Origin of the sequence: Ewingella americana ATCC 33852, assembly GCF_000735345.1 — a bacterium.
Classification (GTDB): domain Bacteria; phylum Pseudomonadota; class Gammaproteobacteria; order Enterobacterales; family Enterobacteriaceae; genus Ewingella; species Ewingella americana.
Genome location: NZ_JMPJ01000041.1, coordinates 1 through 13,727, shown reverse-complemented (window position 1 = coordinate 13,727; position 13,727 = coordinate 1). Strand labels below are relative to the sequence as shown.

At 51.6% G+C, this 13,727-nt stretch carries 15 protein-coding genes and 1 pseudogene; 6 read left to right on the top strand and 10 right to left on the bottom strand.

Features of this window, described 5'->3' with window-relative positions; translation table 11 throughout:
- Positions 1–361 precede the first annotated feature (361 nt).
- The 8 genes and pseudogenes from tcyN to GEAM_RS07515 all read right to left on the bottom strand — a co-directional run bounded on the left by tcyN (position 362) and on the right by GEAM_RS07515 (position 8,056).
- Positions 362–1,115 (bottom strand): annotated as a pseudogene (gene tcyN / locus GEAM_RS07550) (L-cystine ABC transporter ATP-binding protein TcyN).
- Entirely contained in the window at positions 1,112–1,780 is a 669-nt protein-coding gene (gene tcyL, locus GEAM_RS07545; protein ID WP_034790147.1) for a cystine ABC transporter permease, read from the bottom strand. The pseudogene tcyN and the gene tcyL overlap by 4 nt, the downstream one beginning before the upstream one ends.
- A 104-nt stretch (positions 1,781–1,884) precedes the next feature.
- Positions 1,885–2,688 carry a cystine ABC transporter substrate-binding protein gene (tcyJ, locus tag GEAM_RS07540; RefSeq protein WP_034790146.1) on the bottom strand — a complete coding sequence of 268 codons (804 nt, stop codon included), beginning with the start codon at positions 2,686–2,688 and terminating at the stop codon, positions 1,885–1,887.
- A 209-nt stretch (positions 2,689–2,897) separates the two neighbouring features.
- Positions 2,898–3,890, bottom strand: a complete 993-nt coding sequence (locus GEAM_RS07535) for a D-cysteine desulfhydrase (RefSeq protein ID WP_473723503.1) — start codon at positions 3,888–3,890, stop codon at positions 2,898–2,900.
- Between the two features lie 215 nt (positions 3,891–4,105).
- Positions 4,106–4,612 carry a flagella biosynthesis regulatory protein FliZ gene (gene fliZ / locus GEAM_RS07530; RefSeq protein ID WP_034790141.1) on the bottom strand — a complete coding sequence of 169 codons (507 nt, stop codon included), beginning with the start codon at positions 4,610–4,612 and terminating at the stop codon, positions 4,106–4,108.
- Between the two features lie 55 nt (positions 4,613–4,667).
- Complete coding sequence (locus GEAM_RS07525) at positions 4,668–5,390, bottom strand: RNA polymerase sigma factor FliA (protein ID WP_034790139.1); 723 nt, start codon at positions 5,388–5,390, stop codon at positions 4,668–4,670.
- Positions 5,391–5,614: 224 nt separating this feature from the next.
- Positions 5,615–6,820 (bottom strand): flagellin lysine-N-methylase, encoded by a 1,206-nt coding sequence (fliB, locus tag GEAM_RS07520; RefSeq protein ID WP_034790137.1) that lies wholly within the window; start codon positions 6,818–6,820, stop codon positions 5,615–5,617.
- A 111-nt stretch (positions 6,821–6,931) separates the two neighbouring features.
- Positions 6,932–8,056, bottom strand: a complete 1,125-nt coding sequence (locus tag GEAM_RS07515; protein ID WP_034790135.1) for a FliC/FljB family flagellin — start codon at positions 8,054–8,056, stop codon at positions 6,932–6,934.
- A 292-nt stretch (positions 8,057–8,348) separates the two neighbouring features.
- Here GEAM_RS07515 and fliD point away from each other — a divergent pair, with 292 nt between their 5' ends.
- The 5 genes from fliD (at position 8,349) to GEAM_RS22600 (ending at position 11,965) form a co-directional block, all read left to right on the top strand.
- Positions 8,349–9,800 (top strand): flagellar filament capping protein FliD, encoded by a 1,452-nt coding sequence (gene fliD, locus GEAM_RS07510; protein ID WP_034790133.1) that lies wholly within the window; start codon positions 8,349–8,351, stop codon positions 9,798–9,800.
- 12 nt (positions 9,801–9,812) lie between these two features.
- On the top strand, positions 9,813–10,250 hold the full coding sequence (gene fliS / locus GEAM_RS07505; RefSeq protein WP_034790131.1) for a flagellar export chaperone FliS: 438 nt from the start codon (positions 9,813–9,815) through the stop codon (positions 10,248–10,250).
- Positions 10,225–10,584 (top strand): flagella biosynthesis regulatory protein FliT, encoded by a 360-nt coding sequence (gene fliT, locus GEAM_RS07500; RefSeq protein WP_034790129.1) that lies wholly within the window; start codon positions 10,225–10,227, stop codon positions 10,582–10,584. The genes fliS and fliT overlap by 26 nt, the downstream gene beginning before the upstream one ends.
- A 214-nt stretch (positions 10,585–10,798) precedes the next feature.
- Entirely contained in the window at positions 10,799–11,620 is an 822-nt protein-coding gene (locus tag GEAM_RS07495) for a helix-turn-helix transcriptional regulator (protein WP_034790127.1), read from the top strand.
- A gap of 168 nt (positions 11,621–11,788) precedes the next feature.
- Positions 11,789–11,965: a GhoT/OrtT family toxin gene (locus GEAM_RS22600; RefSeq protein ID WP_034790125.1), complete on the top strand. Its 177-nt coding sequence runs from the start codon at positions 11,789–11,791 to the stop codon at positions 11,963–11,965.
- Between the two features lie 13 nt (positions 11,966–11,978).
- On the opposite strand, the gene GEAM_RS07485 is transcribed toward GEAM_RS22600, so the two are convergent.
- Positions 11,979–12,725, bottom strand: coding sequence for a helix-turn-helix transcriptional regulator (locus GEAM_RS07485; RefSeq protein ID WP_034790123.1), 747 nt, complete (start codon positions 12,723–12,725; stop codon positions 11,979–11,981).
- A 99-nt stretch (positions 12,726–12,824) separates the two neighbouring features.
- Here GEAM_RS07485 and GEAM_RS07480 point away from each other — a divergent pair, with 99 nt between their 5' ends.
- Positions 12,825–13,223, top strand: coding sequence for a nuclear transport factor 2 family protein (locus GEAM_RS07480; RefSeq protein WP_051899442.1), 399 nt, complete (start codon positions 12,825–12,827; stop codon positions 13,221–13,223).
- A gap of 50 nt (positions 13,224–13,273) precedes the next feature.
- Here the strand turns inward: GEAM_RS07480 and GEAM_RS07475 are convergent.
- Positions 13,274–13,727 (bottom strand): MFS transporter (locus GEAM_RS07475; RefSeq protein ID WP_156965799.1); only part of this gene is annotated, 454 nt, incomplete at its 5' end.

Below are 13,727 nucleotides of genomic sequence, written 5' to 3'. Positions count from 1 at the left end.
AACGCTCAATGCAGCAAACCTCACCCCATCCCTCTCCTTGAAAAGGAGAAGGAGCAAACCCAAACCCACTGAAACGGCACGGTGTAGAAGCCAGTAAGCCGCGTTCAGAAGTGACGCCGAGGGAGTGGTTCGAGACCTATGGCTCGAAGCCCGAACTGAGGGAATCGCCTAAGCGACGGCACTTCGCGGCGATCACAGAAGCTACTGAAACACGGCCATTCCAACCCTGCGCAGCCTCGCTCTTCCAGCAAAAAAAAGCGCGGGAGTCCAGAGGGCGCGCGCTTACGCGCCTTCTGGGCCAGTTTGCGTGGCAACGCAAGGTTTTGACCTTAAAACGGTGTGGGCAGCCGCCCCCCTTTAACTAGCGAGTTAAAAACTTCTCGAGAAACTGTTTTGTCCTCGCATGCTGCGGATTCGAGAACAGCTCTTTGGCGGGGCCTTGCTCGACGATCTTCCCTTGGTCCATGAAAATCGCGCGGTCGGCGACGTCGCGGGCGAAGCTCATTTCGTGGGTGACGATCACCATGGTGCGGTGCTCTTGCGCCAAGGCGCGGATGGGTATTGAGCACTTCGCCCACCAGCTCGGGGTCGAGCGCGGAGGTTGGTTCGTCGAAAAGAATCACTTCCGGGTTCATGGCCAGTGCGCGGGCGATGGCGACGCGCTGCTGCTGGCCGCCTGACAGACGGCGCGGATAAGCGTCTTCTTTGCCGCTCAGCCCGACTTTCTCCAGCAGCTGACGGGCATAGGCCACGGCTTTCTCGCGTGACTCGCCTTTAACGATGACCGGACCTTCAATAATATTGTCGAGAACTGAACGGTGCGGGAACAGGTTGAAGTTCTGGAACACAAAACCCACCTGCTGGCGCAGTTTACGCACATTCTCTTTCTGCTTACTGATGGAACGACTGCCGTCGATCTCGATATTACCGACCTTAATGGTGCCGGAATTCGGCTCTTCTAACAGATTGATACTGCGCAGCAACGTGGTTTTACCCGAGCCGCTTGGGCCGATAATGGCGACCACTTCACCCGCATTTACCTGTAAATCGATACCGTGCAGTACCGTCTGACCGTTGAATTTCTTGGTCAGCTGTTTAACGTCAATCGTGCTCATAGCTGCTCCCTGTCTTGACGGTTAACGCGGTCTTCCAGACGATTTTGCAGGAAGGACAATACGGTGGCCAATACCCAGTAAATCAACGAGGCGGCCAGATACATGGTGAACACTTCCAGCGTGCGCGAGGTCACCAACTGCGCCTGACGGAACAGCTCTGGCACCTGAATGGTCGCAGCAAGGGAGGTGTCTTTCACCAGACCGATAAAACTGTTACCCAGCGGCGGCAGCGCGGTGCGGGCGGCCTGCGGTAAAATCACGCGGCGCATGGTCTGCCATGAGCTCATGCCGATACTGGCGGCGGCTTCCCACTGGCCCTTTTCAATGGATGAAATCGCGGCGCGCAGGGTTTCGGAGGTGTAAGCGGCGGTATTGAGTGACAAACCAATCATCGCCGAAGGAATAGGATCCAGCTCAATGCCGAACTGCGGCAGGCCGTAGTAAATCATGAACAGTTGAGCAATCAGCGGCGTTCCACGGAAAATCGACACGTAGAATCGCGACAGCCATGACAGCGGCCAGAACTTGGACAGGCGCATCAGCGCGAGGATAAAGCCCAACAGCAGACCGAACACCATCCCGCCCAAACTTAATTGCAGCGTGAACAGCGTGCCTTTCAATAAAAATGGTGCTGAATCCAGCACCAGTTGAATACTTTCTTGCATCTATAACCCTTAGGTCTTTTACATCTTCAACGTATTTCTAAGCGCAAAATCTTTGGGGCTGAATCACGCCAAGTCGCGAGAAACAGCCCCAAGCATGACGGACATTACTTAGTGACGTCAGCACCAAACCACTTGTCGGAGATTTTGGCCAGTGAGCCGTCTTTCTGCATATCAGCGATGGCTTTATCGATAGCAGCCAGCAGCTCTGGGTTGTTCTTACGCAGCGCTACGCCAGATTCCTGACGCGCAAAAGGTTTACCCGCTACAGCCAAGGTATCGCCAGTTTTCTTCACCAGATCCAGCGCGGCCAGACGGTCAACCAAAATCGCGTCGATACGGCCTACGCGCAGGTCTTGGTATTTAGTCGGGTCATCATCATAGGTACGGATATCAACGCCCGGCTCGTTAGCGCGCAGCCACTGCTCGTAGTTACTGCCCAAGCCCACGCCGACTTTTTTGCCTTTCAGCGTGTCAGGCGTAGCGAAGTTGCCTTCGTTGCCCTTCTTGGTCAGCACCTGAATACCTGAAACGGTATACGGGGTGGAGAAGTCATATTTCTTCTGGCGCTCAGGAGAGATAGTCACCTGATTGATCACAACGTCGATACGCTTGGATTCCAGCGAAGCCAGCATGCCGTCCCATTTGGTCGGTTGCAGCTTGGCTTTAACACCCATGTGCTCGGCCAGAGATTGAGCGAATTCGACTTCGAAGCCGGTCAGTTTGCCGTCTTCGCCTTGGAAGCTAAATGGAGGGTAAGTCCCCTCAAGGCCAACAATCAGCGAGCCGCGCTCTTTGACTTTAGCCAGCAGGCCTTCATCAGCCGCGAAGCTGCTTGTGACCATGCCGCTGGTCAAAGTGACAGCGACCGCACCCAGAAGTAAACGACGACGCAGTGTTGAAAAACCCATATTCACCTCATGAATTAATTATGAATTAATTATTTTACTCGTGGCGCACGTTAGCATCGGTTGAAAAGATTATCAGGAATATAATCCTCTAATCTTAGTGCAGAAAAGCATAAGTAGGAGCCGACAAGCATAAGAGCGGCAAAAGGCTGAGCCTATCAATGCCATTGCCGCTCTGCGTTGCAATAAATATCAGCCAGTTACCCTTGGTTTTACACCTGAGGATGGTAGGCAAACAGCGCCGGTGCGCCGCCGGTATGAATGAACAGAATCGGGCCTGAGCCGGGGAAAAGGCCGCGCTCTAAGCCATCAATCAGCCCAGCCATGGCTTTGCCGGTGTAAACCGGATCCAGCAGCATGGCTTCTTTCTCCGCCAGCAGTTTAATGGCGGCTAACCCCTCTTCGCTCGGCTCGCCGTAGCGCGGGCCAAAATAGCTGTCCCACAGGTGGATCTCCGGCAGGGCTTCGTCGAACTGCAATCTCTTGGCGACGTCGCGAGCAATGGCTTCAACTTTCGGGCGCTGCGCCTCGGCAGAACGTGACACCGTCACGCCGATCAACTGAGTTTCAGGCATCAGGTGACTTAAGGCTACGGCTAATCCGGCGTGAGTCCCCGCACTGCCTGACGCCACTACCACCGCGCTGAAATCGACAAAGCTAGACGCGCTCTGCTCGGCAATCTCCAGTGCGCACTGCACGTAGCCCAAAGCACCCAGCGCGTTGGAGCCGCCCACTGGCACGATATAAGGCCGGAAGCCCTGTGCTTCGAGCTTTTCGGCTTCTTCAGTAAGCTGGCCCATTGGGTCATGCAGCGCGTCGCACATCACCACTTCGGTATTGAATAAGTCGAGCAACAGGCGGTTGCCGTTAGTCAGGTAGTTGGCCTGAGTGGTGCCAATGGGGTTCTCCAGCAGCGCGACGCATTTCAAGCCTAGCTTGGCAGCCACGGCGGCGGTTTGGCGCACATGGTTGGATTGAATGGCACCGGCGGTGATCAGCGTGTCAGCCCCCTCTTCTAGCGCGGCGGCGGCCAGAAACTCCAGCTTTCTCAGTTTGTTACCACCGAGTGCCAGCGGCGTGACATCGTCACGTTTAATGTAGATCGGGCGACCAAAATAGTCGGAAAGACGGTTAAGTCTTTCGAGCGGCGTGACGCAGCCCAACAAGTCCACGCGCGAGAAGGCTTCCAGCCGATTTTTAAGCAATGAAATTTGAGCAGGCACAGTGTTCCCCTGAAGCGCTTGCGAGAGCCGCTATCGTTATGATGTATAAAGTCAGATTGAGATAAAATGCACAGGACGTTATCAATAAATTATATAGCGAATTTATACAAGCGATGACAGATGTCAGGCAAAAAAAACAGGCTCCCGTGGGAGCCTGTTGCTGATATTGCGCATGATGTCGGGCGATAATCTGCCGATTAGGCGGATTTCTGCCACGCCAGATACTGGTCATACTTACGCAGCGCGATGCGGTAGTTATCATGCGCTGCCACCGGCAAGTCATTGATAATACGCTCGTGAATGCTATCGCCCTTGGTGCGCTCATGAGGATAGTTCTGAGCAACCAGAATCTCATCCAAACGACGCAGGCGGACGACGTATTCACGTACCGTGCTGTGGTTCATCTCGGTTTGTTCGAACAGATATTGCTTGAACGCCATGATGTCGAAGTAAGACCAATGGCTGTTGCAGCTAATTTCGCTGCAAAAGCGGCACAGTGCGGTCAGTTCTTGCGACAGGTTGTTCCAGACTTCGTCATCAATAGGCTGGTCCATCTTGGCGATGGCCTCTTTATTGATGATCTGGCCGCGAAACACCAGCGCCATGCGATCCAGCTCTTTGCCACATTGTGAACATTGAGTCTGGCTATGTTTAAAGTCTTTTAAGTAACGGCTTAACGGCCGCGTTTTGAGTCCGGCTGGCATAAACTTATTCCTGGTGAAGGATGATCAAATGTAAAACCGGCCAGGAAAAAGCGGATCAATGGTCATTCGCCAAGCGAGCGCGTAAACGCTTGATCGCTTGACTATGTAGCTGGCTAACGCGGGATTCCCCGACGTCCAGTACTGCCCCGATCTCTTTTAAATTCAACTCTTCCTGGTAGTAAAGTGTCAGAACCATTTTTTCCCGTTCTGGCAGTGCGTCAATGGCGTCCATTACCCGCTGGCGTAAATTACCCTCCAGCAAATGGTGTAATGGGTTGGCCTCTTCGTGCCCTTCCATTAACGCTTCGGCGGTATCGCCGTGTTCTTCGCGCCATTCGTCATAAGAGAACAACTGGCTGCTATTGGTATCCATCAATATCTGGCGGTATTCCTCAATGGGAATATCTAACGCCTGTGCCACTTCGCCTTCGCTCGGTGGGCGTCCTAGCCGTTGCTCGGCATGATGCATAGCCTGAGACACTTCGCGCGCATTACGCCGCACGCTGCGCGGCACCCAGTCGCGACTGCGCAACTCATCGAGCATCGCGCCGCGAATGCGTTGCACAGCATAAGTCGTAAACGCCGTGCCCTGCATGGCATCAAACCGTTCAACCGCATTCAATAACCCAATGCCCCCCGCTTGCAGCAGGTCGTCCAGCTCTACGCTGGCGGGAAGCCTAACCTGCAAACGCAGGGCTTCATGGCGCACTAAAGGAACATAGCGCTGCCACAAAGAATTTTTGTCTATCACGCCGCTGGCGGTATACAGATCGCTCACTGTCGTAACCTGGCAAATTGAGGGTCTGTACTATTATGCGTATGCCCGCTTTTTCCAATCGCCAGAATAAGGACTGAAAAGCGCGGCTATTTGGATTATGTCGGCGCACCTGTACAAATAACGCACAGTGACTATATCAGTGAATGCGCCGCGCAGATTACAGTAAAAAAGTAAGTAAAAGTGAATAAGTGATGAATAAAAGCGAAAAAACCCGCGTATGCGGGTTAAACCAGAAGCTGGAGGACGGAAAGATCGTCGTTGCGTTTGACACTGTCGATCCCTGCCATGAATTGCGCTTTGGCGAGCTCATTGTGCTGGCGATAGGAGTGGTAGCTGTACATCACGTCAACCACCGTCTGCTCCGTTAACTCCCCTTTCTCCAGCACATAGGCTGAGAGCAGAGATTTGACATAGAAATAGTCGACCACCAGCATGTAGAGCTGCTTCATAACGGGAATTGATTTATCAATAGCAAAACGGTCGTGATACAGCCGGTATTGGAAGTAGTTGCGCAAAATGTACGGGCGTTGGTTGAGCCACGGCAGCGCGGTATTGTCCCAGCCCTGCTTGAGTTTAGCCAAGTTGGCATCCAGCTCTTGCTGAGTATGGGTGGTGGCGAAATGCTGATTCAGTCGATCGGTGAATTTACCCAAGGCGGCGCTGCCGCGACAGCCTTTGACTTCATCAATCGCCCCACGAATGCCGTAAATTAAGGCTAACTCGAAGAAAGGCTCGCTGTTGATATTCGCCATAGCCTTGAAGGTTTCACCGTTTTGCAATTGCTGGATCAGGGCTGAGTAGACATTCTCTAGCGCGGCGAATTTGTCATCCAGCGTGCCGGTCTGCTTTTCCGCATAGAGCAGGAAACAGGTCATCGCGTAGAGGTTTTGTTCAATTCTATCCTGCGGCACCATCAGTAAATTGGCGCAGAATAGATTAATGATTTTGCCTTCAATGCCGATATCAGGTCGGGAATTGAAATTGGTTTGGGTAACGTTGTAGTTATTAATATTCAGGGCGGTATCAGTGAGCAGCACCTTGCGGGTCGCTTCCGGGCAGGACAGGCTCAGGCTCTCAATGCGCTCTTTTTTATACAAAACATATTGGCGTGGATAGAGAGAACAGGTGCCGCTTAGCGCCTCTGGCCCCATGGTTTTATGGATCTTGCACAGATTATCAGACTCAAGATAAGAACAATTGCCCTGCTCGTTGAGCTTTACCAAGGCCCAACTGCTATGGCTTTTTTTGGTCTTGGTAATGTTTTCAATCGCAATATTTTTTACGCCAGGAATCTCACTCTTTAGGTACTTGTTATAGGTGGTCTTATCCAGCGTGATATTCCATTGTTTACAACAGTGATCTTCGCATGCAGAACCAATACAGCTGAAGTTCTGCACATACTCAGGTTGGCTTACCAGAATCTCTTTCATTGCGTTATACCTCCAATAACCAGCCCGCAGTATGCCCTGTGAATTCGGCATTCAATCAAAGAAAAAGGCGGCCAAAAGGCCGCCTTTATAAGCATTAAAACTGAGAAGCTATTAGCCCTGCAGCAGAGACAATACTGACTGAGGAACCTGGTTAGCTTTAGACAGTACTGAAGTACCAGCCTGTTGCAGGATCTGCGCACGGCTCATGTTGGAAACTTCGGTAGAGTAGTCTGCATCCTGAATACGGCTACGTGCTGAAGTCAGGTTATCAACAGTGCTGCTCAGGTTAGTGATGGTAGATTCGAAACGGTTCTGAGAAGCACCCAGAGCTGAACGTTGAGTATCAACCGCTTTCAGAGCAGCATCGATGTCAGCCAGTGGGCTTGAGCCGGTAGCAGTACCAGTTTTGCTTACGGTACCTTTCAGAACGTCGAAACCTTCTGCCGCAACGGTACGTGCGTTGCCGTTAACTGCTTCTTTAGCAGTAGTAGAAGTTTTCAAGGCAGTTGTTACTGCGGTGTTTGCAGTATCTAATGCAGTTTTAGCAGTTGCTGTTGCAGTAACGTCAGCTGGCAAGCCAGATGCGTCAGAAGTTGCCTTAGCAGCTAAGTAAGCATCGTTAGCAGTTTTAGCCGCTGTTTGTGCAGTAGTCAGCGCAGTAACAGTCGTTGGTTTGTAGGTGTTGATGTTGTCGCTAGAAGTGCCGTCACCGTTAGAGGCAGCCAGGTTCCAGCCAGCGCTTGAACCGATACCGATGCTGATTTGCTCGCCATCTTTAGAACCCACTTGGAAATCGTAGCTGCTAGTAGAAGCAGTACGGTTGTCCAGAACTTTGATGCCGTTGAAGTCAGTTTGCTTAGTAACGCGGTTGATCTCTTCCATACGCTGGTTAACTTCAGACTGGATGGAGTCGATGTCAGATGCTGAGTTAGAGCTGTTCTGCGCTTGAACGGTCAGGTCACGAACACGTTGCAAGTTGTTGTTGATTTCGCTCAGTGCGCCTTCAGCGGTCTGTGACAGAGAGATACCGTCGTTTGCGTTACGAGAAGCAACGGTCAGGCCATTGATGTTAGAAGTGAAGCGGTTGGCAATCGCCTGACCGGCTGCATCGTCTTTTGCGCTGTTGATACGCAGACCTGAAGACAGACGCTCGATGGCGGTGCCCAGGGATGCTTGAGATTTGTTCAGGTTGTTCTGAGTCATCAGGGACAAGCTGTTAGTGTTGATTACCGCCATAGTATGATTTCCTTAAATTCTGTTATTTAGGTTTAGGCTTTCGGCCTACGGCTTTATCACCGTCCAAACTTGTATCGGCGCTACACCCAGAACCTTTAGTCAGAATTTAAAAAAATTATAAAATAATCCCCGAACGCTAATTCCTTCCTTTATTGCACCTGCAAATAATGGCGCAAATTGCCCCTAATATGCGCGGTTATTCTTGCCATAAAATTTATCCGGCCGGGTATAAACTTCGTGCCATCCTTGCCGATAACACTGGTAACACCCTTCTCTCTAAGGAATATAAATAATGGCTAGTGTAAGTTCTCTCGGTGCAGGTACCAGTCTTGACCTCAACAGCTTGATGGATTCACTGACCAAAGCTGAAAATGATCGTCTAACACCGCTGACCAATCAACAAACATCTTATAAAGCGAAGCTGACCTCTTTCAGTATTTTGCAAACTTCATTGGATAAGCTGAAGACTGCCGCCACCGCGCTGCAAAACGCCAGCCAAATCGCAGGCACGTCGGTTACCAGCACCAACACCTCTTTTAGCGCGGCGTTGACGCCAAACGCTTCTGCTCCGGCGGGCTCATACAAAATCAACGTCACGCAGTTAGCGCAGGCGCAGTCTCTGCTCTCTGCAGCCAAATCAGACCCTAAAGCCGCGTTAGGCACCACGGGTGCGGCTAACCGCTCCATTACTATTGCGCAGACAGGTAAAGACCCAGTCACTATTCCGCTGACGGATGATCAAACCAGCCTGAACGGCGTTCGTGATGCCATTAACGCCAAGCAAGCCGGCGTAACCGCCAGCGTCATTAAAGCTAACGACAACACCTATTACTTGTCTATCACCGCCAATGATACCGGCGTGGCCAATGCTATGTCCGTAAGCGTATCCGGCGATGACGCGCTGAACAACGTGGTGGGTTATAACCCGTCATCCAGCACTAACGGCATGAAAGTCACCACTGTGGCCCAAGACGCCAAATTCACTATCAACAATGATATTGAAATCACCCGTAGCAGCAACGTGGTATCAGACGCATTGGACGGTGTGACGCTGACATTGAAATCGCTGACTAGCGCCAACTCAGGAAATTCAGGCAGCTCAGGCTCTTCAGGCCCTGAAACCTTAACGCTGACTCAAGATCCAAGCGCGATGACTAAGGCTATCCAGAACTACGTAGATGCCTACAACTCATTGCAAACCACCATCGCCAGCCAGACGGCCTATACCGCGGTAGATAAAGGCGCTGACAGCCAAAACGCCAACAACGGCGCCCTGTTCGGCGACGGCACGGTGCGTACTATTACTACCCAGCTGCGTGGCAGCATCGCGTCTTCCCAGCCAAATGCGGACTTCTCAACTCTGGCAAGCATGGGGATCACCCAAGACGTTAACGGCAAGCTGACGGTAGATAGCACCAAATTAAACAACGCGATCACCAAAAAGCCGGGCAGCGTGGTGCAGTTCTTCGCGGGTGACGGCAAAACCACCGGTTTTGGTACTCAAGCGACCAACATGCTGACCAAGATGCTGGACCCAACCAACGGCACCGTTCAGGCTGCTGAAGACGGTATCAACAAGTCATTGAAAAACCTGTCAGATCAGATGACCAAGACCCAAGCCAGCATCACGCTCAATCTGACTAACTACAAAAACCAATTTACTAACCTATCCGTACTGGTTAACAAATTAACCAACACCGGTAGCTACTTGACGCAGCAGTTCGCCGCGATGAGTGGAAGTTAATAAGGACTGATTATGTACAAGAACTCCGGCGCTAAGGCCTATGCGCAAGTCGGTCTGGAAAGTGCGGTAATGAGTGCATCACCCCATCAGTTAGTGGTGATGTTATTTGACGGGGCGCGCAGCGCCCTTATCCGTGCCGGTATTCTTATCCAGCAGGGGGATATTCCAGGGAAAGGCAATGCGCTGTCGAAGGCCATTAATATCATCGATAACGGACTCATTGCTGGCTTAAGCCGTGAGAAAGGCGACCCAGAATTAGTTGATAATCTGGAAGCGCTCTATTCCTACATGGTTCGCCGTTTAATACATGCCAATTTGCATAACGATCAGCAGGCTATTACTGAAGTTATGGCATTGCTGGAAAATATAGCCGATGCCTGGCGGCAAATCGGCCCTAACTATCACCCCTCGCAGGACCAATATAATGGATCGACATCAGTACCTGGTTAATGAGTATCAGATGATCCTGACGCTAAGCGAACAAATGTTGCTGCTGGCGAAAGAAGAAAAGTGGGATGAATTGGTAGAACTTGAAGTCAGTTACCTGAAGGCGGTAGAGGCAACCACCACACTGCCGCTGTCAGAAGAGACCTCATTGAATATCCAAAATATTGTCCGTCAGAGTCTGCGACGTATTCTGGATAATGAAACTCAGATTAAAACTCTATTGCAGGCACGGATGGATCAATTGGCTGAGCTTATTGGCCAGTCCGTAAAACAGCAGGAGGTCAATTCGACCTATGGGCGTTTTACCGACAGAGCAATCGCCATGCGCGATCAATAATAGTTTCCCTAACACCATTGCTAGCCACTTTCTTAGCTTCTTGTGTATATTAAAGGCTTCATAGACAGAGAATAAGCCGCCCTTACCCGGTGTCTTTTCTCTGTCGCCCTCACTAATATCGTTTTCACCGACGAAAATATCGGCAATGGTTCAAGGGTAATTAAACCCTGGGACAGCGTCGGCAATATGACGTGCGGCTTCGGGCAAAATCGCGATGGTTCGTAAAATAAAAGTATCTCCAGGGATTGGTACAGCCTCACTGCTTATTCAGCACAGTGAGCTGCATACCAGCGATATTTTCGTCGATAAACCCGAACTCATATTAATCCTTCAGGGCCATTCCACCCTGCGCCACGGTTTACAAGAAACCGCGATTCAAAGTGGCGAGATGCTGGCGGTAAATAGCGGCCATTCTCTGAGCATTACCAATGTTCCTTCTGATGAAGGCATTTTCAGCTGCGCCATTATGGCGTGGGATAGCTCGCTATTTTGCGATTCCCGCCTGTACGTCTCGCCCTTTGAAGGGGCTTTGATCACGGTCGAAGACATTCGCGTCATTCCGCATATTCCTCCGGCGTTTAAGCAATCGTTTACTGACACCCATCACTCCATGCTGTGGCAAAACAGCCTGCCGCCGACCATCGCCCGCCACCGGATGATTGAGCAGCTGCTGTGGCTGTCTCATATGGGCATTAGCTACTCTCGGCAGCACAGTGAAAGCGTCACGCAGCAAGTGCGCGATCTGCTGGTCAATAATCTGCACAAGTCTTTCACGGCCGCCGAGGTGGCTGAGAAGCTGATGATGAATGAAGTGATGCTGCGCCGCAGGCTGGCGACCGAGAACAGCGTGCTGCGCAATCTGATGATAGATGTACGCATGACTCACGCGCTGCGCCTGCTGCAGTGTACGGATTTAGCCATTTCCCATATCGCCCATCAGGTCGGCTATGAGAGCGGATCGCGCTTTGCAGAACGTTTTCGCAAACGCTTTGGTTTTGCGCCGACCTCTATTCGCGGCCATCTGCGCTCGCTGTAACGCATCAGGGTGAAAGGTTAACGCCCTGTTGTTTCCACGCGTAAATCTATGTGCAGATGTAAACTCTGTAAAAACGTGAGCTAAAACACACATTATTTGATTACCAAATGTTAACGCCCTAGAATATGCCCTGCTTTATCTATTTTTGGCTGTTGTTAGGGGTATGTCGTGCACGTGTGGTGGGAAGTCATAAAAACAATTTACTGGGGTGGTTTGGCGCTGGCAGCGGTCTTCACTCTGTTGGTCAGCCGCGATACGTTTAAAATCCGTCTGTTAACCTCGGCGCTGATCGGCTTTACTTGGCCAATGAGTTTGCCGGTGGTGGTGCTGTTTTCTCTGTTTTAATGGCCACTTTCGATTAGAAATAGTGGCCCGGCGTCGTGCCGGTCAGTTTACGAAATACTGCAATAAAGGCGCTGGCGTTGTCGTAACCGACCTCCAGCGCGACGTTCTGCACCGCCATTCCATCTGCTAAAAGCTCCATCGCCCGCATCATTCTGGCTCTCTGCCTCCATGCTGTGAACGTCAAACCGGTTTGTGCCGGAAAGAGCCTCACCAGCGTTCTGACTGATAATCCGGCATTTTCTGCCCATTGCTCCTCGCGCAGCTGAACACTCACATCACTGAGCAATCGTCGCACGAGACTAATCAGACGAGGATCTTTGGGTATCGGTAGCTCCAATGCCGTGGCGGGTAGTGTGCGAATTTCATCTAAAATGACCTGCGTCAGCGCCCCGCTGGCCTGTTCCGCAGGGCTTCTCTCGCCCAAGCTTTTGACCCGTTTTAATGCTTCTCGCAACAGCCCTTCCACATGGAATGTTTTCGGCGTTTGCGGCAGCGCTCGAGTTACATCTTCACGGACATAAAGACTCCAGCCGTCAAATGCCCCATGCGAACGCATACCGTGAGGATATCCCGAAGGTACCCAAACCGCGTAGGTGGCGGGGATCGCCCGATGGCTGTGCTCAAAATCCAGCGTCAGTAACCCCCGGTGAGTGCCCAGCAGCTGGCCGTCAGTGTGGTGATGCACAGGCGTGGTCTTTCCTTGCGGCTCGACGAAATCGGCCCAGCGTAATGCCCTATTCGTGTCAGATTCTGAAATCATGGCGTGATCACCGTATAAATTGGCTTAATAGCCGTCATAACGCCAAAAATATCGCTCTATTGTAACCCTCGTCAATTCATCTACCACGAGGACCGCCCCATGACACACATTCAAGCACACCAATTTCTGACAAAAGTTTTTAACTCGCTGTTCGATCCCGCAGAAACGGCGGAGCAGACGGGTCGCTATTTCGCCTCAGATTACCAGCAACATGCTGATGGAAAAGTGTTGGATCACGCCCTGTTTGTCGAGCACGCCCGAACCTTAAAAGCCACATTACAATCCGCCACGGTTAACTTTGAAAAGGTGATTGCCAGCGGCCAATCACTGGCTAGCGTGCATATTGTTAATGCCATTAAACATAATGGACAGAGCGTGAAAGTGAAGGTCGTGGCGCTGTATGAAGTGGAAAATGGGCTGATTCGTCGCGTGGATGAACTTAGTCATTTACTCGAAGGGGATGCTTCAGATAGAGATTTAGGGACTCGGCACAACTAAAATTTTGGGAATAACCTTCCGACAGATTGTTTTCTGCCGGAAGGTTGCAGTTACTCGTGGCTCAGTTGCAGGTCATTTTCCGACGCGTCTCTTTGCGACAACGCCGCCAGCAGGCGATATCCCGTCAGCATGGCGAGTAACGCCACGCCGCCGCCCGCCACGGCAATCCAGAATCCGTTGGAAGCGCCGAAGTTATCGATGGCCCATCCCGACGCGGCTGAACCCGCCGAGAAGCCAATCAGCACGCCGGTCATGGCGTAAGTGATGCCTTCGGTTATCTGGGTGGTTGGCACGATGCGCTCGATCAGGGTCATGCCGGTGATAAAGGTCGGTGAGCTGATTGCCCCGCCAACAAACACCATCAGCGTCATCATCCACAGTGAGGTGATGAACGGCAGAGGCAAGGTGGTCAACACCGCCACCACGCTTGCGATCAATAAGCGATTGGCCAACGGCTTTTTGAACTTGATCGCCCCAAATACCAGCCCGATACCGCAAGAACCC

Excerpts from the sequence above, each read along its gene's own strand:
- tcyL (WP_034790147.1), bottom strand. The coding sequence starts at position 1,780 with ATGCAAGAAAGTATTCAACTGGTGCTGGATTCAGCACCATTTTTATTG.
- tcyJ (WP_034790146.1), bottom strand. The coding sequence starts at position 2,688 with ATGGGTTTTTCAACACTGCGTCGTCGTTTACTTCTGGGTGCGGTCGCT.
- fliZ (WP_034790141.1), bottom strand. The coding sequence starts at position 4,612 with ATGCCAGCCGGACTCAAAACGCGGCCGTTAAGCCGTTACTTAAAAGAC.
- fliB (WP_034790137.1), bottom strand. The coding sequence starts at position 6,820 with ATGAAAGAGATTCTGGTAAGCCAACCTGAGTATGTGCAGAACTTCAGC.
- GEAM_RS07515 (WP_034790135.1), bottom strand. The coding sequence starts at position 8,056 with ATGGCGGTAATCAACACTAACAGCTTGTCCCTGATGACTCAGAACAAC.
- fliD (WP_034790133.1), top strand. The coding sequence starts at position 8,349 with ATGGCTAGTGTAAGTTCTCTCGGTGCAGGTACCAGTCTTGACCTCAAC.
- fliS (WP_034790131.1), top strand. The coding sequence starts at position 9,813 with ATGTACAAGAACTCCGGCGCTAAGGCCTATGCGCAAGTCGGTCTGGAA.
- fliT (WP_034790129.1), top strand. The coding sequence starts at position 10,225 with ATGGATCGACATCAGTACCTGGTTAATGAGTATCAGATGATCCTGACG.
- GEAM_RS07495 (WP_034790127.1), top strand. The coding sequence starts at position 10,799 with ATGGTTCGTAAAATAAAAGTATCTCCAGGGATTGGTACAGCCTCACTG.
- GEAM_RS07485 (WP_034790123.1), bottom strand. The coding sequence starts at position 12,725 with ATGATTTCAGAATCTGACACGAATAGGGCATTACGCTGGGCCGATTTC.
- GEAM_RS07480 (WP_051899442.1), top strand. The coding sequence starts at position 12,825 with ATGACACACATTCAAGCACACCAATTTCTGACAAAAGTTTTTAACTCG.